Origin of the sequence: Mucilaginibacter sp. 5C4 (genome assembly GCF_034345625.1) — a bacterium.
Classification (GTDB): domain Bacteria; phylum Bacteroidota; class Bacteroidia; order Sphingobacteriales; family Sphingobacteriaceae; genus Mucilaginibacter; species Mucilaginibacter aurantiaciroseus.
Window position 1 is genome coordinate 4,070,676 of sequence record NZ_CP133775.1, and the last position, 21,170, is coordinate 4,091,845.

The following is a 21,170-nucleotide window of genomic DNA, read 5'->3' on the forward strand; positions in this document are numbered from 1 at the left end:
TTAAATCTGGTTTTTTATTTAAACGTGTATGGTACCGGTGTTTCGTTCAGTTTCGGATTAGCCGCAACCTCTGTAGTTGGGTACGGGAACAGGAAACCACTTGAACTGATCGGTATCTTTTGGGAATACACTACCGGTGGCGTATCGTTACTGTAGGTTCCACGTTCCTGTTTGCCAATTATAACAGCAGCCAGCGGATGCGATGCAACATTAAAGCCATCTAAACGGCCCAAATCAAACCAATAATCGCCCTCGATAGCAAATTCTATACGTCGTTCGTGATAGATATCATTTTTAGTTACAGCAGGTAAAGGGTTAAGCCCTGCACGTGCCCTTACTTTATTAAACGGAACCAACGCAGCCGGGTCGCTTGTAGTTGTTGCACCGGCCAGTACGGCTTCTGCCTCAATTAACAAAACATCGGCATAACGCATAATGTAAGTGTTGTTACCTGTAGACTGCGAGGCACCTTTACCGCCATTATCAGCCGGTGTACCGGTAACATATTTTTTAATGCCCGCTTTGGTGCCTTGTGCATTAACATCTGCAGGTACGGTAAAGCCACCGGCAGCCTGGTTTAGTTCAGGATACTTATCCCCCGCTAACATGATCGTACCGTGTTTCCTAATATCACCCGGCTCATAGGCATTCTGAAGATCTATAGTGGGGCCAATTACAGAATATCCATCACCCGTACCGGTTATGATAGAATTGATAGCGAAATATGCCTGCAAAGAGTTACCGTGACCATATGGAGCACCGGCAGCCCATTGTAATGCAGCAACAGACTCCTCGTTATTGTTGTTAGCGGTAACAAACAGGTTGTTATAGGTTTTGCCGGCAATGTCCAATCCGTATAATTTAAACTCGCCGCTGCTAATCACCTTTTCGGCTGATGCGCGTGCATCAGCATACTTTTGTTCATACAGGTAAACTTTTGAAAGCATTGCCGTTGCCGAACCGCTTGACACGTGGCCTTGCGCTACAGATGATCCACTTCTTACCATTGGAGTGCAATTCGCTTCAGCAAATTTCAGGTCATTCTCAATAAACTTGTATACATCTACAACGGTGTTAGTGTTGATCTGGAAATTATTCACATAATCCAAGCTGTTCTCGATAATTGGAACCGGGCCAAATAACCTAACCAAATAGAAATAGGCAGCTGCGCGCATAAAGTGTGCTTCGCCAAGCGCATTGTTAGTTGTTGCTGATGGTACAGATGCCGGCACTTTCGATGGCAGATTATTGATGAGTGCATTTGACTGCGCAATTACGGTGAACAAAGATGTCCACGCGTTAGAGATCTCGGTATTATCACCCGTTGCAGAGAAGTTGCCGAAAGCCACAACATCACTTGAATAAGACCGCGCGTTGCCGCTTGCAATTTCTGTTATTGCCCATGATGCTTTATTATTCCAGCTGAACCAAACATTATTGTACAAACCATTAGTGCTTGACTGCACCTGCTCTGCTGTTTGATAAAAGTTATCCAGCGTTATCGCATCTTCGGGTGCCTTATTAAAAAAATCTTTTTTGCAGCTTGTTGCAGTAACTAACATCATTACCACTACGCCTGCTATATATTTTATATGTCTTTTCATTTTATTCTTATTTATAGGTTAAAACTGGGCGTTAATACCAAACGTGATGGTGCGGGCAGATGGGTACCTACCGATGTCAACGTTAGCTAATAGCGGGTTTTGGTTTTGTAGGCCGATCTCCGGGTCGTAACCGTTGTACTTGGTAAATGTGTACAGGTTTTGGCCGCTGGCATACACTTTTAAACGTGCAAGCTTAACATGCTTGATCAGGCTAACCGGGAAATTGTAACCTATGCTCACATTCTGGATCCTTAGGTAAGAAGCACTATGGATAAACCTGTCTGAAATTTGAAGGTTAGCATTATCTGTACCCGCCCTTGGTGCTGGGATGTCAGACGTTGGGTTTGTAGGGCTCCAGAAATTCGCCTGTGATGCGTACTGGTTCTGGTAAAGGTTTGCCAGGCCGCCTAAGGTGCGGTCAAGCAGGTTCAGGATCTGCCCGCCTTGCGAACCCTGCAAAAATATGCCCAGGTCAAAAGCTTTGTAACTGAAATTGTTTGTAAAACCATAAGTAAACGTAGGCTGCGGACTACCCAACGAAGTTTGATCCTTAGCATCAATAACGTTATCACCATTAAGGTCTTGATACTGCACATCGCCTAACCATGTCCTTTTATTACCAAGGTTTGGGTCGTTAGATACCGGGTAGCCAAATTGCACGGGCGCGTTCCTTAACTGTTCATCAGTTTTAAATACGCCTTTAACCTTGTAGCCGTAAAACTCTCCAAGAGGGCCGCCCACTACTGTGCGGGTAATTGGCAAGCTTAAGAACCCGTTGGTTACACTTTGAACAAGCTGTTGCAAACCATTAGCTAAAGACGTTACCCTGTTTTTATAATGAGAGAATATAAAAGTACTGCTCCATTTAAAATCCTTTGATACGATATTACGGGTGTTGATAGTAATATCGAAACCTGTATTAGTGATACCCCCTGAGTTAATAAATGGCGAGGCGACGCCGCCCAAATAATCCGGGCCGCCTACTACGTAAGCTGGCAACGGCAACTGAAACAGGAACTTACTTGCTTTACGCTGAAAATAATCGAATGAACCTTCAATACGGTAATTGAACAAGCTAAAATCAATACCTGCGTTGTACTCTATCTGGTGCTGCCAGGTAAGATCAGCATTGGGGATCCTTGCCACCAAAAAGCCTGTACCTAAACCCGTAATGGTTGGGTTTAGCTGCGAACCGAATGAATAAGGCGGGATGGCCTCGTTACCCAGCTGACCGTAACCTAAACGGATCTTCACGTTATCGGCAACACTTTTAATGGGTTTGAAAAAGTCCTCATCAGATAAACGCCATGATGCCGCGAATGATGGGAAATAACCGCGTTGATGGCCCGGCGCAAAGTTGGATGACACATCTGTACGCAAGGTAGCTGTAAGACTATACCTGTTGTTGAACGTATAAATAGCACGCCCAAATACCGACTCCAGGTTATGCGGCGCACTTTTGCGCTCATCTATCACAGCGGTTGTAGCAGTACCTAAATTCTCTGTAGGTACATTACTGCCCAACGAGTTGGTTAGGAAACCCGAAATACTTTGCTGCGTGTAGCCCCATCTTGATGATGATACCTCGTAACCTAATAACGCGGTTAAGCTGTGCTTTTGCGCGAAAGTATGATTATATGTCAGGTACTCTTTATAATTGTAATAGCTATTGGTGTTCTGTTGCTTGCGAAGGGTAGCCGTAGGATTGATGAACCTACCATACGAGTAACTTGGTGTGAAAATATTATTGTTAGAAAACCCAAAGTCCCCACCTATCTCTGTTCTCAGGGTAAGGTCCTTTATAAATCTAATATCCGCATAAAGGTTTCCGTTTAGGTTGCTACGGTTAAGGATATTAGAAATACTTGTTGCCTGCTGAACAGGGTTTAAGATACCAGCAACAGCATCCGGTGTATTTGGCGGGCCTGCAAATGTGCCATCGGCGTTGTATATGGCCACATCAGGTGCCTGTAACAATGCATTGTAGATGATACCGCCGTTATCGCTGTATATGATATTTTCGTTCGATTTGCTGCCCGATACGGTTAAGCCAACCTTAAACCAGTTGTTTACCTGCGCGTCTACATTACTACGGAACGAGTAACGTTTAAAGTTTGAACCGATGGCGATGCCATCCTGATCAAAATATCCGCCGGACAGGTAATATGTTAGCCCGTCTTTCCCGCCAGAGATTGACAACTGATGGCTTTGCTGATAAGCAGTACGGAAAATAGCGCGTTGCCAGTCGGTACCTTTACCCAACAGGCTTGGGTCGGCAAATTCGCCGCGGCGGCCTGTACCATAAGCATCAGCCAATGAATTTTGCAGGTTCGCATATTGCGGCAAATTCATCAACTTCAAAAATTTTTGTGGCTGCTGAAAACCTGCATAACCATCATAATTTATCCGGGCAGTACCACTACGGCCTTTTTTTGTAGTAATGATAATTACACCATTAGCCGCCCTGTTACCATAAATAGCTGCTGCGGATGCATCTTTCAATATATCTAATGACTCGATATCGTTAGGATTAAGCAATGCAAGCGGGCTTGGCGAATTTGCACCATTATTAGCATTTAGCGCGGTACCGCCATTGGCGTTGGCAGCGCCGGAGATAGGTACACCATCAATAACGTATAAAGGCTCGCCCGAATTGAATGTAGAAATACCCCGGATATGTACTGAAGTTTGGCTACCCGGCGCACCCGTATTTTGTGTCACGGTAACACCTGCGGCTTTACCCTGCAATAACTGATCGATACTGGCTTGTGGTATGTTAGCAATATCTGCCGCTTTTACAGATGATATAGCGCCATTTACATCCTGCCTGCGCTGCGAACCGTAACCAATAGCAACCACATTAACATCTGTTAAAGCGGTTGTAGACGACTGCAACTGTACGTTAACCTGTGTTTGGCCGCCTATAGTAATTTCCCGGCGTTGCATACCTATAAAACTGAATACAAGTATCCGGCCTTGTTGTGGCACAGTTATACTATACTTACCATCTACATTGGTAAGCGCACTAACCTGTCCATCTTTAACAGATACCGTAACTCCCGGCAGGGTTACCCCTTTTTCATCTGTTACTGTTCCTTTTATTACCACACCCCCTGTTTGCGCCATGGTAGTTACGCAAATAAAAAAGGAGGCAAAAAGTAATACTGATCGTAGAATTTTTCCCATAATGATTTTGTTGGTTTATAATTTTATATTGGTTTTGATTGGTTCTTTGCAGCATATTCAAAAAATTGCACGGCTATGCCAGGATCACGCTGACCTCTGCACTTGCTGTTTAACAGTTTCGAATGTGTTTACAATAAATTGGTTAAAATTGGTAATGTGGTCACAAAGGCAAAAGAATACCGGTGCGCCGCCATTTGGTTCGGAGATAAAATTATGGTGTATTTATTATCCTGTTGTGGATAAATAGGGGCACAAATGTCAACCAGAATTTAAAAGACTGGTTTATAGTTAGTTATAATAGATGTGCGGAGTTTATTAATACAAAATATTGACGGACCTATCCCCGGAATTTACAAATGCACCCGATATTAATATGCAAATCAAATTATTGTTGATGTGTTTCAGCATACCTGGATGGCACCATATCATATTCGGCCTTAAAGGTTTTAACAAAATATTTTTGGCTTTTAAACCCAACCTTATTACAGATCTGTGAAATAGTTAAATGGCCGGTTTCTAACAACTGCGCTGCGCGTTTTAACCGCATTTGCCTAACCAGTTCATTTGGTGTTTTACCGGTCATCTGCAGTATTTTTTTGTACAGCGTATAACGGCTCACAAACATTTCGTTGCTTAGCTCCTCTACAGAAAAATTGGGGTTAGCGATGTTATTGTCTATCAACATTAATACCTTTTTTATAAACCCATCGTCTGGTGAATCCACTATTACCTCAGTAGGGTTCGCTTCAACCTGTTTCTGGTAAGTTTTACGCATATGCTCCTGCTGCAATAAAATATTGCGGATCTTAGAAAGCAGGATCTCAAAATTGAAAGGTTTGGTCATGTAATCTGTAGCACCTGTTCCTAAACCTTTTAATTGTTGCTCTTCGCCCGCTACAGCGGTAAGCAATATCACCGGGATATGTGATGTACGCTTATCATTTTTTATCTTGATACAAAGGTCAATCCCGTTCATCTCCGGCATTGTAATGTCGCTCACTATCAAATTTGGGTGCTGTGCAAGCGCTTTTTGCCAACCCCGCTTCCCGTTTTCAGCTTCGATGATATGGAAAGAGTCTTTAAGGTTGTCTTTGATGTAGAACCTGAAATCATCATTATCTTCAACCAAAAGCACAACCGGTTTTTTACCGTCCCGGTTATCCCTCAATTGGATTTCCCTGTTGTTGATTATCGATATATTTTCGTCGGAATGCTGTAGATGAACAGATTTATCTGTAAATAAATTTTTGTTTAACTCCTGTAAAGGGGTCATTACTGTAAAACAACTCCCCTGGTTCAATTCACTTTCTACAGTTAATTCGCCGGCATGCAAGCGGACAAACTCCTTTACAATTGACAGGCCGATACCGCTGCCCTGGTTTAGCATTGTGCCCGGGATATCATTTTGAAAGAACGGTTCGAAGATCTTTTCCTGTTTATCCGGGTGGATACCAATGCCCGTATCAATTACCCTGATCTCAAATTGGTTTTCCCCGCCAGCCGTGTAGCTTTTTAAATTTAACAATACGCTTACCTGCCCGCCTGCATGCGTAAATTTATAAGCGTTTGATAACAAGTTGAACAGAATACGCTCTATCTTTTCATGGTCGAAACTGGTGTAGTATTCTTCTATTTCGCTATCAAATACAAATCTTATTTGTTTCTGCTCGGCAACATCGGTAAACGAGTAAGATAGGTCGCGAATAAATTCAACAATGTCTCCCGGTGTTTTGTGGAGCTTTGACTCCTGGTACTCCATTTTCCTAAAATCGAGCAGTTGGTTTACCAGGTTTAATAAACGCTTGGCGTTACGGTTCACCAAAAGCAACTGCTTTTTTATACCCGGTTCGGCAATTTGCTTAACAATGTTATCTACCGGTGCAATAATTAACGACAATGGCGTGCGGAATTCATGGCTTACATTGGTAAAAAACCTGATCTTCATCAGGTCAAGATCATGCATCCGCTGTGCTTCTTCGCGCTCCTTCTCTAAAAGAAATTCGAGCCTTAGTTTGCGGATCCCCCTGCTACGGATAAATAATAAAATACCTATAAATAGTAAGGCATATAAAATATACGCAACCGTTGTTTTCCAAAATGGGGGCAGTATTTTAATGTATAGTGTGAGTTCTTTACTTTTCCAAAACCCGGGGTTAGCAGCGCGTACTTTAAAGGTATAATCGCCTGCATCTAAGTTGGTATAAGTAGCTTTACGGGTAAGGTTATCGGCACTGATCCAGTTTTTATTGAACCCCTGCATCATGTACTCATATTTTACTTTATCCGCGTCAAAATAATTGAGGGCGGCAAATTCAACCGAAAAAACGTTCTCATTATATTTCAGTTCAACGGTATCGCTATGTGATATGGCTTTTGGCAAAATCACATTCCCGAAGATCTTTTCACCAGCCTTTACGCTTTTGTTAAACACCTGAAAATCGGTAAAGGCCAGTTTTGGGGCATTTGTACTGTTACGCAAACTGGCTGGTTTAAAAATATTAAAGCCATTACCACCACCAAATATCAGTTCACCTTCCCGCGTTTTAAAAGAGGAATTAGCTGTAAACTCCCTACCCTGTAGGCCATCCTTTTCGTTATAGTTGATAAAGTGCAAAGGCAGTCCTGCACTTTTACGGTCAACAATAATGTTCGAAAGGCCGTTGGGTGTGCTTGCCCAAATATTGTGGGCGTCATCTTCCCGCAGGTCAATTACGGTATTATCCGGCAATCCATCCTGCTTAGTAATATTTTTAAACTTACCTGTAGCAGTATTTAATATACTGATGCCCTCGCGCGTACTTATCCATATAAGCCCGCTACTGTCTTCTAATATATTATTGGTGTTGTTATTTACTAAACTGTTGGGGTCCTTGTCATCATGCACATAATGCATAAATTGTTCGGTACGCCGGTTAAGCACATCAACGCCATAGGATGTTACAATCCAAAGGTTTTTGTGCCGATCATCAAGCAAGGCGGCGACATAGCTGGAATGCATTGAATTAGATGACCCTACCATCATCTTATAATGCTTAAATGAATTGGTACTTCGGTTAAAGAGGTTTAGCCCGCCGGCAAGGGTCCCCACCCATAAATTATTATCCCGATCTTCGATGATAGACCAGATCCTGTCTTCAGAAATACTTCCGGGGTCGTTATCGCGGTGGCGGTAATGCGTAAAGGTTTTACCGTCAAATTTGTCAAGCCCGCCAAAATAGGTACCTATCCAAAGTTTCTGTTCATGATCCAGGTACATGTTTACAATAACATTATTGGTGAGGCTGTTACTGTTTGCCGCATCATGCATATAGCGTTTAAAACTGCCGTCCTTACGGTTAAAATAAACTAAACCCCCGCCGTTAGTACCTAACCACAGGTTACCCTTATCATCTTCGATAAACTTGTTTACATCGCTAAAACTCAAACTTCCCGGGTCAGACAAATGATGCGTATACAACGGGAACTTGATAATACTCTCGTGGTAATAACTAATGCCGCGCTTGTACGTACCTGCCCAAATAATACCTGTGTTATCCTTATAAAGTGTTGTTAAGCTATTTTGCCCGAGGGTTTTTTCATCGTCTTCACGGTTAAGCAGGTACCTGATCTTAAAATCTGCTTTGTTAAGTAAATTGATCCCTCCATGGTCGGTAGCTATCCAAATCCTGTTATGATCATCTTGTACCACCGCGGCAATTACATTGGTATTGAGGCCTGAGGGCGTGCCGTCTTTATCCAAATGCCTAAAAGTAGTTGTATTTGAATTTAAGTAATAAACACCGGATGAATAACTTGGCACATAAGCCCAAACATCGTCTTGCCTGTCAATAAAAACCTTGTAAGAGGTATTTAGCCCGGTTGGCAGTTCGCTCAGTTGCCTGCGATAATTGACCTTGTGTGTCAACGGATCGAGGCGCTCCAAAATCCCTTTATTATAAATCAGCCAGATATTGCCTTTTGCATCTACAGACAAGTCGGCGACAGCATTGCTATAAATGGAAGTTTTACCGCCGGGTTTATAGCTGATGTGTTCGGTTTTTTTTGTAAGGGGATTATATTTATAAATGCCGCTAAATGAGTTGAGGAACCAAAAGTTACCTGCCTTGTCCTTTTTTAGCGCTGTGAAATTTTGGGATGGTACACCAAACGCTTTGAGTGCGCCTGCAATGTTATGGCTAAAAATTTCTTTAAGCGGATCATAAATATTAAATCCATTTCTTGTTTCCACCCACAAATTATTGTCGGGGTCTTCGGTTAAGCCTACTATAAAATCATCACTCAGGCTCGCCGTATCACTTTCTTCGTGCTTAAATATTTTAAATTTATATCCGTCGTACTTACTCAAGCCCGACAAGGTACCAAACCACATAAAGCCACTATGATCTTTTAAAATACAATTGACCTGGTTGTGCGACAGGCCTTCACCGATATCTAATTTAGAGAATTGAAATTCGTTGCTTTGCCCAAACACCACGCAAGAGTAAAAAACAAAAAAAATCGTAAAAAACCTTTTCATGCGTATAAAATGGACAGGGATTACTGACTTATTATTGGTAACCTAAGTTAACAATAATAATCTTTAGAGATAGTATTCGTAAATAGTAAATAAAACTCAGCGATAAGAGCAGTCTTTTGTTCATATTGTAATTAAATTACAATATGAACAAAATGAGACCAAATAAACAATTGCTGTTAACGCTGATGGCTTGCTGTAACTATCTGATATCCATTGCCCAAACAAATTCGTCAGCGCAAAAAATCCGTTTAAATCAAGTTGGTTTCTATCCGGATGCCGAAAAAAAAGCGATAGTAACAAGCGCCGATACGGGTAAATTTTATTTACAAACCAGTCTGGGGCAATCTGTTTTTACCGGCCGGTTAGTATTAGACACACAACCTGCATTTTCTGGAAAGCAAATGGCTGTGGCTAATTTTACTAAATTTGTTACGCCTGGCACTTATCGCATTTTCATTCCTTTGATGGGATATTCTTATCCGTTTAATATCAAGCCATCTATTCATAAAAGTGTTGCAGATGCTACCATTAAAGCATTTTACTACCAACGCGCATCATTACCGTTAGCTGAAAAATATGCAGGGAAATGGCACAGAGCGGCTGGCCATCCCGACAATAAAGTTCTTATCCATGCCTCTGCCGCTAACAACAAAAGGCCCGAAGGTACGATAATATCAAGCCGGAGAGGATGGTATGACGCCGGCGATTATAACAAATACATCGTAAACAGCGGCATCAGTACTGCAACCTTACTTTCATTATACGAGGATTTTCCTGGTTACATGAACACTGTAAAACTTAATATACCGGAAAGCAACAACCAGCTACCGGATATACTGGATGAAGTTATATGGAACCTTCGCTGGATGCTTACTATGCAAGACCCTAATGACGGAGGTGTTTATCATAAATTGACTAACACCAAATTTGATGCGATGATCATGCCAGATAAAGCTGTAAAGCCGCGTTATGTTGTTCAAAAAGGCACAGCTGCGACGCTTGATTTTGCCGCTGTAACCGCACAGGCGGCCCGCATCTTAAAAAAATTCCATCATCAGTTACCTGGTCTTGCAGATTCTTGTTTAAAAGCGTCTTTACAAGCTTACTCCTGGGCGCTAAAAAATCCAAACGTGATATATGACCAGGACCTGATGAACAAAAAATTTAAACCCGAAATAACAACGGGGGCTTACGGTGATAAATACTTTGCAGATGAACTGATTTGGGCTGCATCAGAACTATATGTAACTACAGGCAAAGAAGAATATTTAAAAACCGTTATAGCCGGCGATGATCCTAAAATGTTGTTACCTGCATGGGGTAATGTAAAATTACTGGGCTATTACTCCTTAATAAAAAAACAACCTCATACCCATCCTTTGTTGGAAATTGAAGCAAGGGTATTAAATTTCGCAAGAGATCTGTCGTTTAACGCAGATAAAAATGCCTATCAAACAGTAATGGGCAAATCAGCTAATAACTTCAATTGGGGCAGCAACAGCAATGCGGCTAATCAAGGTATATTGCTTATTAAAGCATATCAGCTAACGCACGATAAAAGATATCTAAATTGCGCATTAGCTAACCTCGACTATCTTTTAGGGCGTAACGGGTCGGGCTATTCCTATATAACAGGTTACGGAAGCAAAAGCACGATGAACCCACACCACAGACCATCTACAGCTGATGGAATAGTTGAGCCTATCCCCGGGTTAATGGCAGGCGGCCCTAACCCCGGCATGCAAGACGGCGTTAAAGTACCATCGATAGCCCCGGATGAAGCGTATGTAGACGATGACCGTGCATATGCTGTCAATGAAGTAGCCATTAATTGGAATGCACCCGTAGCCTATTTGGCTAACGCTATTGAAGCACTGCAGAAAGATTTTGGACGTCGATAATAATAATAAATTCCACATTTAAACTTATATGAAGCTTCTATACTGCGTTCTATTTTTAATTGTTCTGTTTAGCATGAGTACTGCCCGTGCAAATAATGGCAAAGCCGACACCCTCGCTGCAAATAAGCTAAACCCTTATGGAAGATATTACTACAACAGCGAAAAAGAACTGGAACTCATTAGCTCGGCAGTGCATTTCGGGTTTAGCTTTAAAGGGACTGTTTGTAAGATTTATTTATCCCTAAAAGACAAGGGAGCTCACAATTATTTGCAGTACGAACTGGATGGCGTTTACCAAAAACGTATAAGAGTGGAAGCAAATTCAACATTGCCCATTATTATAACTGCACCCAAAGAGGGCAATCACAAAATATGGATCTATAAATGTACAGAGGCGACGAGTGGCGACATTTTGATCAGTAAAATAACCGGCAACCATGTAAAATCCATCAAAGTAAAAAAGACACCATCGATTGAATTTATTGGCAACAGCATTACTTGCGGCGCAGCAGCCGACACCAGTGAAACACCATGCGGCAAAGGTGATTATATAGACCACCACAACGCGTACATGGCTTACGGCCCGAGGCTGGCGCGTGCCCTTGGTGCAAACTATATGCTCAGCAGCGTAAGTGGTATTGGCGTTTATCGCAATTGGAACAGCGATGTGCCTACCATGCCACAGGTTTATGAAAATATAGACCTACAATACAACAATCCGGTTAAGTGGGATTTTAAAACCTATAGCCCAAAAGTAGTAAGCATTGCGCTTGGCACAAATGATTTTAGTAATGGCGACGGTATAAAGCCGCGCAAGCCTTTCGACCCCGAAAAGTTTATTGCTACTTACGTGAATTTTGTAAAACTGGTGAAATCAAAATATCCTAAAGCCCGCATAGCCTTATTGAGTAGTCCCATGGTAAAATTAGCAAATGGCAAAATATTGGAAGATTGCATCACCGCCGTAAAAAACCAGATCAATGCCGAATACCCTGGTAAAAAACCTGTTGAGATATTCTTCTTCCCACCCATGGAGGCGCACGGTTGCGGCGGCCACCCCAGTGTGGAAGACCACGCTATTATGGCCCAACAGGCGGCACCATTTTTTAAAATGTTGATTAAGTAACGTTTTAATTTCCTGATGGCGTTAAATAAATTGATTAGGTAGGCTGTTGCAGGAACATAAGCTTGCTCGTATCGATCAATTGCTGCATGATTAAGGACTAATATTTACTCAGCATTTCTCCAACTTTAAGTATTAATTTTATATTGTGAAGATACTGATAGTAGAAGATGAGACCGGCTTACGCGATAGCATAGAAGCCTACTTTACCGGCGGCGACAGCATTTGCGAAACCGCGAACGACTTTACATCGGCCCTGGCAAAAGTTAGTGTGTACCGTTACGATTGCGTGATTCTTGATTTAACCCTACCGTATGGAAACGGACTGAACATTGTTAAACACTTAAAAGAGAATGGGCATAACGATGGTGTGCTCATCATATCAGCTAAAAACTCCCTAGATGACCGCCTTACCGGGCTTGACTTAGGTGCCGATGATTATCTTACCAAACCTTTCCATTTGTCTGAATTAAAGTCGCGGGTTACGGCCATTGTAAGGCGAAGGTCTTTTAACGGCAGCAGCATTCTTAAATTTAACGAGATCAATATCGACTTGGACGCAAAAACGGTAAAAGTAAATGACCTGGTTGTGAAATTTACCCGTAAAGAATATTCGCTTTTACTATATTTTATCGCAAATAAAGGCAAAGTAGTTTCTAAAAGTGCCATTGCAGAACATCTTTGGGGCGATAGCATTGATATTGCCGATAACTTCGATTTCATCTATTCACATATTAAAAACATCCGCAAAAAACTGGTTGAGGCCGGCGCTAACGATTACATACAAGCGGCTTATGGCATGGGCTATAAATTTACCGATGCATGAAACTGTTTGACAAGTACAACCGCATTAACATAGGCGTAACCATTATAATCATGCTGGTTACCGGTATTGTTTATTACTATACCATCAGCCATATTTTAACCGGGCAAATAGATAAAGACCTGGTGCTTGAAGAGAATGAGGCATTTAGCTACGTAAGCAAAAACCATCGCCTGCCCGATGTTTATGAAAGCAACCATCAGCAAATAGTTTTTGCCCCACTTGGCCAACAAAGCGTTCAACGCCGCTTTTTAGATACCGTTTACCGGGATTACGATGAAAAAGACTTAGAAGCGGCACGCGCGCTTATCAGTTCGGTAAAGGTATCGGGGCAGAACTATAGTATAGTTGTAACACAGTCAAAAGTAGAAATCGAGGACCTGATCCAGATCATCTTCCTGATAACTATTGGCGTGATTATAACCTTGCTTGCCATTCTGATAATCCTGAACCGGGTAATACTAAAAAGCATCTGGAAACCTTTTTATAAAGTATTATTTCAACTAAAGGAATTTAGTTTAGCCAGTAATCCTATTGTTAGTAGCACACTATCTACTATTGATGAATTTACCGAGTTGAACCAGGCGGTTATCAGCATGGCCGACAGGGTGAAAAGCGATTATCAAAACCTGAAAGGATTTACCGAAAATGCCTCGCACGAGTTGATGACACCGATCTCTATCATCAATTCAAAACTGGATACACTGCTGCAAACTGATGAATTTACAGATAAGCAAAGCAAACTATTGAATGATATTTACGGCACAGTAACCCGCCTTACAAGGCTAAATAAATCTATGCTGTTACTTGCCAAAATAGAAAATGGCTTGATAAAAGACATCCACGATGTTGACATTAAAGAAGTGTTGGAAGAATGCCTTTATCAGCACGAGGAGATGATCCAGCAATTGAATATTAAACTGGCTTCCGATCTTCATGATAAAAAGATCCATGCTAATAAATCGCTTATCGAGATCTTGCTTAACAACCTGCTGAGTAACGCCATCAGGCATAATTATCATAATGGCCAATTATCTGTTATACTGGATGCACAAAAGCTTACCATTACCAATACAGGCAAGGGTAGTTTTAATTTTGACCAAGTGCTGAAACGTTTTCATAAGTCGGATGGATCTGAAGGAATTGGCCTTGGTTTAACTCTTTGTAAACAGATCTGCGATAATTATGGGTTTACGCTCGGGTACGAACAGGATGATAAAATGCATACTTTCTCCGTTATATTTTAATTATCCCAATTCCCTACAGTTTTATTCCAAATTGAGTACAGATTGGGTTGATAGTTTAGTGTAAAAAATACTAAACATGAAATTTATTAAAACAACAGCGGCTATTTTAATAGCAACAAGTTTGGGTGTAACAGTTATGGCCCAAAAACTTAATTCGGCAAAGGTGCCGGCAGCGGTAAAAACATCTTTTGAAAAAGCTTATCCCGGCATAAAAGCCGTTAAATGGGAAAAAGAAAAAGGTAATTTTGAAGCAGGCTTTAAACAGGGCAATAATGAAATGTCCGCAGTGTTTAAGGCTGATGGCACGCAGGTAGAATCTGAACTGGAAATAAATGCAGCTACCCTGCCTGCAACCGTAATTGTATACTTAAAACAACATTACAAAGGCGCAATTATAAAAGAAGCCGCCAAAATCACCAAAGCAAACGGCGAAATAAATTACGAGGCCGAAGTAAAAGGTAAAGACCTGCTTTTTGATAGCACGGGCAAATTCATTAAAATAGCCCAGGATTAATATTAAATTCAAGCCATTCATCGAGGAATTGTGGCTGTTCATAAGCCGGGGATAAAGCCATCCCCGGCTTATTTTATATCTCCATATCCCACAAAATGTTTACAGAATTAGATGAGAGATTTACAATTGAAAAATTTAACTTAACAGCCAATACTTTACGCACTAGATGAAATATTTTATCAACCTGTTTTTGCTTTTTTTATTCAGCACAACCTGCTTTGGCCAAAGTAAAACTTTGGACGATTACCTGCAGCAGGCGGTAAAAAACAGTCCGCTGATTAAAGATCTTAACAACCAGATCCTGTCGGCCCAATTGGATAGTGTGCGCATCCTTGCCGGGTTTAAACCACAGGTTACGGCCAGCAGCACGGGCTTGTACGCGCCGGTAATACGCGGATACGGTTACTCATCGGCCATTACCAACGGGCAATCGTTAAGCGGCTTGCTAACCGTTAGTAAAGCATTTATTGGTAAGGGTTATTTAAACGCACAGTTTGCGTCATTAGGCATCCAAAACGATTCGTTACGTAACAGTATTAAATTGTCTGAACAGGATCTTCGGCGCACCATCATCGGCCAATATATTACCGCATACGGCAGCCTTCAACAGCAACGCTTTAACCAGGAAGTGGTTGAATTGCTAAGTAAAGAAGAAGGCCTGCTGAAACGCCTTACCCGCAGCAACGTTTACCGCCAAAGCGATTACCTTACCTTTTTGGTTACCTTAAAGCAGGCGCAGTTGCAGCTATCACAAACACGTTTACAATACAAAACAGATTACGCTACGCTCAATTATTTATCCGGGGTAGCCGATACCAGTATTTTTGAGATAACCAAACCCGAACTGAAAAAGGCTATAAATACTGCAGACCGAAACGCCAGCATTTTTTTTAAGCAGTACCAGTTAGATAGCATCAGGCTAAATAATAGCCGCAAGCTAATTGATTATAGCTACCGCCCCAGGTTAAGTGTTTTTGCCGATGGTGGTTACAATTCTAATTTAACCGCGCAGTATTACAAAAACTTTGGCACCAGCGTGGGCTTTAGTGTAAGTATGCCTTTATATGATGGCGGGCAGCGCAAACTGCTTTACAAAAAGCTTTCGCTTGATCAGGAAACCAGCCGCAGTTACAAAGCTTTTTTTAACAACCAATACACCCAGCAGATTAACCAGCTTAATCAGCAGATTGGCGAGTACGATAAACTAATTGCCGAAATAAACGACCAGTTCAAATACTCCGAAAGCCTGATCAAGGTAGATACTAAACTGCTGCAAACCGGCGACCTTAAAATTGCCGACCTGATATTAGCCGTTAACAACTACCTCACAATAAAAAACCTGCTCACCCAAAACACCATCAGCAGGCTGCAACTCATTAATCAACTTAACTACTGGAGCCGATAATATGAACCAATATTACAAGCCATTCACCATATTTTCTGCCTGTTTAGTAACGGCGGTACTTTATTCATGCGGGGGCGTTAAGCCTGCCCACGAAGAGACCGCCTCAGCATCGCAAACACCTATAACTGTTACCACTATTGGTAACAGTGCCCTGGCAGATACCATTGAGTTAAACGCTACCTCATCGTTCCTTCAAAAGAATTATGTAAGCGCTAATGCAATCGGTTACATCCAAAAGGTAAATGTACAGCCGGGCCACTATGTAGAAAAAGGCCAGCTGATGTTCACCCTAAAAACCAAGGAGGCACAAAGCATTGGCAATACCATTAACGTTTTGGATACCACCTTCAAGTTCTCGGGCGTTATCAATATCCGCGCATCACGCAGTGGCTTTGTAACCCGGTTATTGCACCAGGTTGGCGATTATGTGCAGGATGGCGAGCAACTGGCCATCATTAGCGACCGCGAGAGTTTCGCCTTTGTTTTGCAGCTACCCTACGAGTTAAGGAGCGTTATTGCCAACAACCAAAACATGACCCTCACCCTGCCCGATGGCGAAAAGCTGAACGGCCACATTGCCTCACTAATGCCATCGGTAGATACCCTGTCGCAAACGCAGGGCATTGTAATAAAAGTGAACAACAGCCACTCTATTCCCGAAAATTTGGTGGCTAAAGCACTTATTATTAAAACAGCAAAAAGCAGCGCTCCATCCTTGCCAAAATCTGCCGTTTTATCAAATGAAACACAAAACGAGTTTTGGGTAATGAAACTGATAAACGATAGCACAGCGGTTAAAACCCCTGTTAAAAAAGGCATCGAATCGGGCGGAAAGATTGAGATACTATCGCCCGCCTTTAAAGCGACCGACCGTATAGCGTTAACCGGTAATTATGGTTTGGCAGATACCGCAAAGGTTAAAATTTTAAAATAATGGACAGCCTAAATAACTTTTTCATCACTCATAAAAAGCCTATCAGCCTAATGCTTTTTATTATACTTCTGGGTGGCGGGTTCGCCTACTCCAGGCTGCAAACGTCTCTTTTCCCTGAGATCACTTTCCCTAAAATAAAGATCATTGCCGATGCAGGCTTACAGCCGGTGAACAAGATGATGGTAACGGTTACCAAACCGTTAGAAAATGCCGTTAAACAAGTACCCGACTTGCATTACGTGCGCAGTATTACCAGCCGCGGTAGCTGCGAGATTTCGGCCTATATGAACTGGGATGCCGATATTGATCTGAGCCAGCAGCGGATAGAATCGCGCATAGCGCAAATAAAAAACATACTACCACCTGAGGTTAATGTAACGGTGGAGAAGATGAACCCCTCAATCTTGGCTGTTAGCGGGTATACCTTGGAGAGCCATAACCTGTCGCCTATCGAGTTAAAGCAACTGGCTACTTACACCGTAAAACCATTCCTCTCGCAGGTGAATGGCGTTTCGGAGATCCGGGTCATCGGTGGTAAAACCAAAGAGTACTGGCTGGTGCTAAACCGCCAAAAAATGAGCACTTTAGGCTTAACGCCTGATATGATCACCAACACTTTAGCGCAAACGGCGTTCATCAAATCCAACGGCTATCTGTCAGATTTTAAGATGCTGTACCTAACCGTTACCGATGCCAGCGTTAACACCAGCGAGCAACTTCAAAACCTGGTAGTGAGTAATAATCGCAAACGTGTTATCCAGTTAAAAGACGTTGCCGAGATTCAGATAAATCCCGGCATCGAATACACCAAGATAAACGCCAATGGCCACGAAGGTGTGCTGATAGCAGTTATCAAACAGCCCAACTCAAACCTGGTCGACCTGTCAGCAGCCATGACTAACAAAGTGGCCGAACTGCAAAAGGTACTACCCAAAGGAGTATCTATAAAACCATATTATGTACAGGCCGATTTTGTAAATGAGTCTGTAAAAAGTGTAAGCGATAGTTTATGGATAGGTTTGGCACTGGCCATTATTGTGGCTATCATTTTCCTAAGATCTTTAAAGGCAAGTGCAACAATTTTGATCACCATACCGGTTACATTAGGGTTGACGCTCATCATTTTATATGCCGCTGGTTATACCATAAACATCATGACACTGGGGGCTATTGCAGCGGCCATAGGTTTGATAATTGATGATGCCATTGTGGTGGTTGAGCAAATTCACCGCACGCATGAGGAGCATCCCGAAGAGCCTACGGTTAACCTTCTGGAAAAAGCTATCAACTACCTGTTCCCGGCTATGGTGGGCTCATCTGTAAGTACCATCGTTATATTCATCCCGTTTTTGCTGATGACGGGGGTTGCAGGTGCTTACTTTAAAGTGATGACAGATACCATGATCATCACCCTGGTGTCGTCTTTTTTTGTGACATGGATAGGGTTGCCTGTTATTTACTTGCTACTTACTAAAAATTCGGAAGTAAATACGCTTGGTAAAAAGGAAGTGGCACATGAAGTAAAAAGGCAACGTTGGGTTTCGTTCTTCATCCTGCGGCCGTTCATGAGCATTATTTTGATTCTGGGGCTGGTGGCGGTTATTATAGTCATTCCGGGCCGTTTAGAGACCGGTTTCCTACCGGATATGGACGAAGGCAGTATCGTTTTAGATTACACCTCCCCTCCCGGCACATCCCTTGAAGAAACCGACCGCATGCTGCGCGAGATAGAAAAAGTAATTATCAAGGAGCCTGATGTTGCGGCATATTCGCGCCGTACAGGTACGCAAATGGGCTTCTTTATCACCGAACCCAATACCGGCGATTACCTGATCCAGTTAAAAAAAGGCCACAGCAAAACCTCCGAAGAGGTTATTAGCGACCTGCGTTCGCACATAGAATCTACCCAACCGGCCCTACGGGTTGATTTTGGGCAGGTTATAGGCGATATGCTGGGCGACCTGATGACATCTACCCAACCCATCGAAATAAAAGTTTTTGGCGACGATCAGGCTAAATTGCATGCGTTATCCAAACAGGTAGCCGCCATAGTAACCGATGTAAAAGGTACTGCGGATGTGTTTGATGGCATTGTAATAGCCGGGCCATCGGTTGATATAGTGCCCGATTATACCAAGCTGGCGCAATACAATATTACCCCGGCGGCTTTGCAAACACAGGTGCAATCGGCATTAGAGGGTAACGTGATCGGCAACCTGTTCGAGCGGGAGCAACAGTCGCCCATCCGCATGGTTTACCCGGGTAACCGCATGCAGGATGTAGCAGGCATCAAACGCCTCAACTTGTTTTTACCCGATGGCAAGCTGATACCCATTACCCAGTTAGCCAATGTAAACCTGCGCGCCGGCGATGCCGAAGTAGAACGCGAAAATCTTCAGGCAATGGGTGTCATAAGCGCTCGTTTAGAGAACAGTGATTTGGGCAGCGTTATACCCGCCATTCAAAAAGGCATAGCTGAAAAAGTAAACCTGCCGCCCGGCTACCACGTGGAATACGGCGGCGCCTATGCCGAGCAGCAGCAAAGTTTTAAAGAGCTTTTGATGATACTGGTTACCGCAAGCCTGTTGGTTTTTGGAGTGATCTTGTTCCTTTTTAAACAATTCAGGATAGCGTTCCTGATATTGGTGATAGCGGTTTTAGGTATCGGCGGCAGTTTGCTGGCCTTGTTTGTCACCAATACACCACTAAACGTAGGTAGCTATACGGGATTGATCATGATAGTTGGTATTATTGGCGAGAATGCCATCTTCACCTTTTGGCAGTTCCGCGAAAGCGCAAGGACAAGTAGTGTGGACGATGCCATTGTATATTCCATATCAACCCGCCTTCGCCCTAAATTAATGACCGCGTTAGGTGCTATTATAGCGCTAATGCCACTGGCACTGGGCATTGGTGCAGGTGCTCAATTGCACCAGCCTTTGGCTATTGCTGTTATCGGCGGATTTTTAGCCGCACTGCCTTTACTGTTAATTGTACTGCCAAGCATGCTGCGGATCTTTTACCGTAATCATGTTTTCGTCAAGAAATAAGGTAAAATTAAAACTGCATCGAAAACTGCAAACCTAGGTTGCCCTGGTTATATGATGGCAGCAGGATAGAGCTTGTTTTAGGTTCTTTTTTCAACTCAGCAGGCAAATCCCTGTTGTTTTCCTTTTCGCGGCCGGCCTTAAACAGGCGGTTGCGGATATAAGGATAAAGCAAGTATGCCGCCTTGGTAGATAAGATACCAAAACCTGCCCCGGCAACAACATCGCTAAACCAATGGTCGCGGTTGTACATACGGAGTATGCCCGTGGCGGTGGCAAAACTATAACCCACGGCGCTGTACGCTATAGATTTATCGCCCAGTTCCTGTGCCATAAACTCGGCACCCAAAAAAGCATTTGCCGTATGGCCGGATGGGAAGGAGTAATAGTTAGAACCATCCGGGCGAAGCCTGTGGCTTATCTTTTTTATCCCAAACGTTGTTAAACCCATCATACCCTCGGCCATTGCAAAAATAAGGGTGCGATCAATAAAAGTATTTTTGCCATGTACGCCTACCAGGTTTAGCCCGTAAACCAAGGCTACCGGCGCAAATTGAAAAAAGTTTTCGGGGTGATGGCGGAAGTTTGGGGCATTCTCCATAATATCGTTATTAATGCTTACATCCAACCTCCTTACCGGTTTGAAAAAAAAATTACTTGCCCCGTAGGCAATCAAAACCGACGGAGGCACTAATGCCCAGGCTTTACCACGTAAATGCTTAACCGTATCCGGCGCGGTAAAAAGGTCCTTTTTTAAGGTATCTGCAATATTTACTTTCTTAGCTGTATCGGTTACCTGCCCCGAGGCGTTAAATCCCGCAAGGCAAAGTATCAGGTAGATGACTTTCTTCAATGTACAAGTGTTAGGGG

At 42.7% G+C, this 21,170-nt stretch carries 12 protein-coding genes; 8 read left to right on the top strand and 4 right to left on the bottom strand.

Annotated elements, in window-relative coordinates:
- Window positions 1-14: 14 nt before the first annotated feature.
- From RHM67_RS19040 to RHM67_RS19050, 3 genes are all read right to left on the bottom strand, one after another.
- Window positions 15-1,604, bottom strand: a complete 1,590-nt coding sequence (locus RHM67_RS19040) for a RagB/SusD family nutrient uptake outer membrane protein (RefSeq protein WP_322228850.1) — start codon at window positions 1,602-1,604, stop codon at window positions 15-17.
- An 18-nt stretch (window positions 1,605-1,622) separates the two neighbouring features.
- On the bottom strand, window positions 1,623-4,790 hold the full coding sequence (locus RHM67_RS19045; RefSeq protein ID WP_322228851.1) for a TonB-dependent receptor: 3,168 nt from the start codon (window positions 4,788-4,790) through the stop codon (window positions 1,623-1,625).
- A 385-nt stretch (window positions 4,791-5,175) separates the two neighbouring features.
- A complete protein-coding gene (locus RHM67_RS19050) occupies window positions 5,176-9,306 on the bottom strand; it encodes a two-component regulator propeller domain-containing protein (protein ID WP_322228852.1) in 4,131 nt (1,376 codons plus the stop codon).
- A gap of 152 nt (window positions 9,307-9,458) precedes the next feature.
- On the opposite strand from RHM67_RS19050, the gene RHM67_RS19055 reads away from it, so the two are divergent.
- The 8 genes from RHM67_RS19055 (at window position 9,459) to RHM67_RS19090 (ending at window position 20,303) form a co-directional block, all read left to right on the top strand.
- The gene (locus RHM67_RS19055; RefSeq protein ID WP_322228853.1) at window positions 9,459-11,207 is read left to right on the top strand and encodes a glycoside hydrolase family 9 protein; all 1,749 of its coding nucleotides are present in this window, start codon (window positions 9,459-9,461) and stop codon (window positions 11,205-11,207) included.
- 73 nt (window positions 11,208-11,280) lie between these two features.
- Window positions 11,281-12,333 carry an SGNH/GDSL hydrolase family protein gene (locus tag RHM67_RS19060; protein WP_322228855.1) on the top strand — a complete coding sequence of 351 codons (1,053 nt, stop codon included), beginning with the start codon at window positions 11,281-11,283 and terminating at the stop codon, window positions 12,331-12,333.
- A 145-nt stretch (window positions 12,334-12,478) separates the two neighbouring features.
- Window positions 12,479-13,156, top strand: coding sequence for a response regulator transcription factor (locus tag RHM67_RS19065; RefSeq protein ID WP_322228856.1), 678 nt, complete (start codon window positions 12,479-12,481; stop codon window positions 13,154-13,156).
- Entirely contained in the window at window positions 13,153-14,400 is a 1,248-nt protein-coding gene (locus tag RHM67_RS19070) for a HAMP domain-containing sensor histidine kinase (protein ID WP_322228857.1), read from the top strand. Before RHM67_RS19065 ends, RHM67_RS19070 begins: the two co-directional genes overlap by 4 nt.
- A gap of 76 nt (window positions 14,401-14,476) precedes the next feature.
- Window positions 14,477-14,914 (top strand): PepSY-like domain-containing protein, encoded by a 438-nt coding sequence (locus RHM67_RS19075; RefSeq protein WP_322228858.1) that lies wholly within the window; start codon window positions 14,477-14,479, stop codon window positions 14,912-14,914.
- A 166-nt stretch (window positions 14,915-15,080) separates the two neighbouring features.
- Window positions 15,081-16,319: a TolC family protein gene (locus RHM67_RS19080; RefSeq protein ID WP_322228859.1), complete on the top strand. Its 1,239-nt coding sequence runs from the start codon at window positions 15,081-15,083 to the stop codon at window positions 16,317-16,319.
- Window position 16,320: 1 nt separating this feature from the next.
- Window positions 16,321-17,253: an efflux RND transporter periplasmic adaptor subunit gene (locus RHM67_RS19085; RefSeq protein ID WP_322228860.1), complete on the top strand. Its 933-nt coding sequence runs from the start codon at window positions 16,321-16,323 to the stop codon at window positions 17,251-17,253.
- On the top strand, window positions 17,253-20,303 hold the full coding sequence (locus RHM67_RS19090; protein ID WP_322228862.1) for an efflux RND transporter permease subunit: 3,051 nt from the start codon (window positions 17,253-17,255) through the stop codon (window positions 20,301-20,303). The genes RHM67_RS19085 and RHM67_RS19090 overlap by 1 nt, the downstream gene beginning before the upstream one ends.
- Before the next feature lie 7 nt (window positions 20,304-20,310).
- On the opposite strand, the gene RHM67_RS19095 is transcribed toward RHM67_RS19090, so the two are convergent.
- Entirely contained in the window at window positions 20,311-21,153 is an 843-nt protein-coding gene (locus tag RHM67_RS19095) for a phosphatase PAP2 family protein (RefSeq protein ID WP_322228863.1), read from the bottom strand.
- Window positions 21,154-21,170 lie beyond the last annotated feature (17 nt).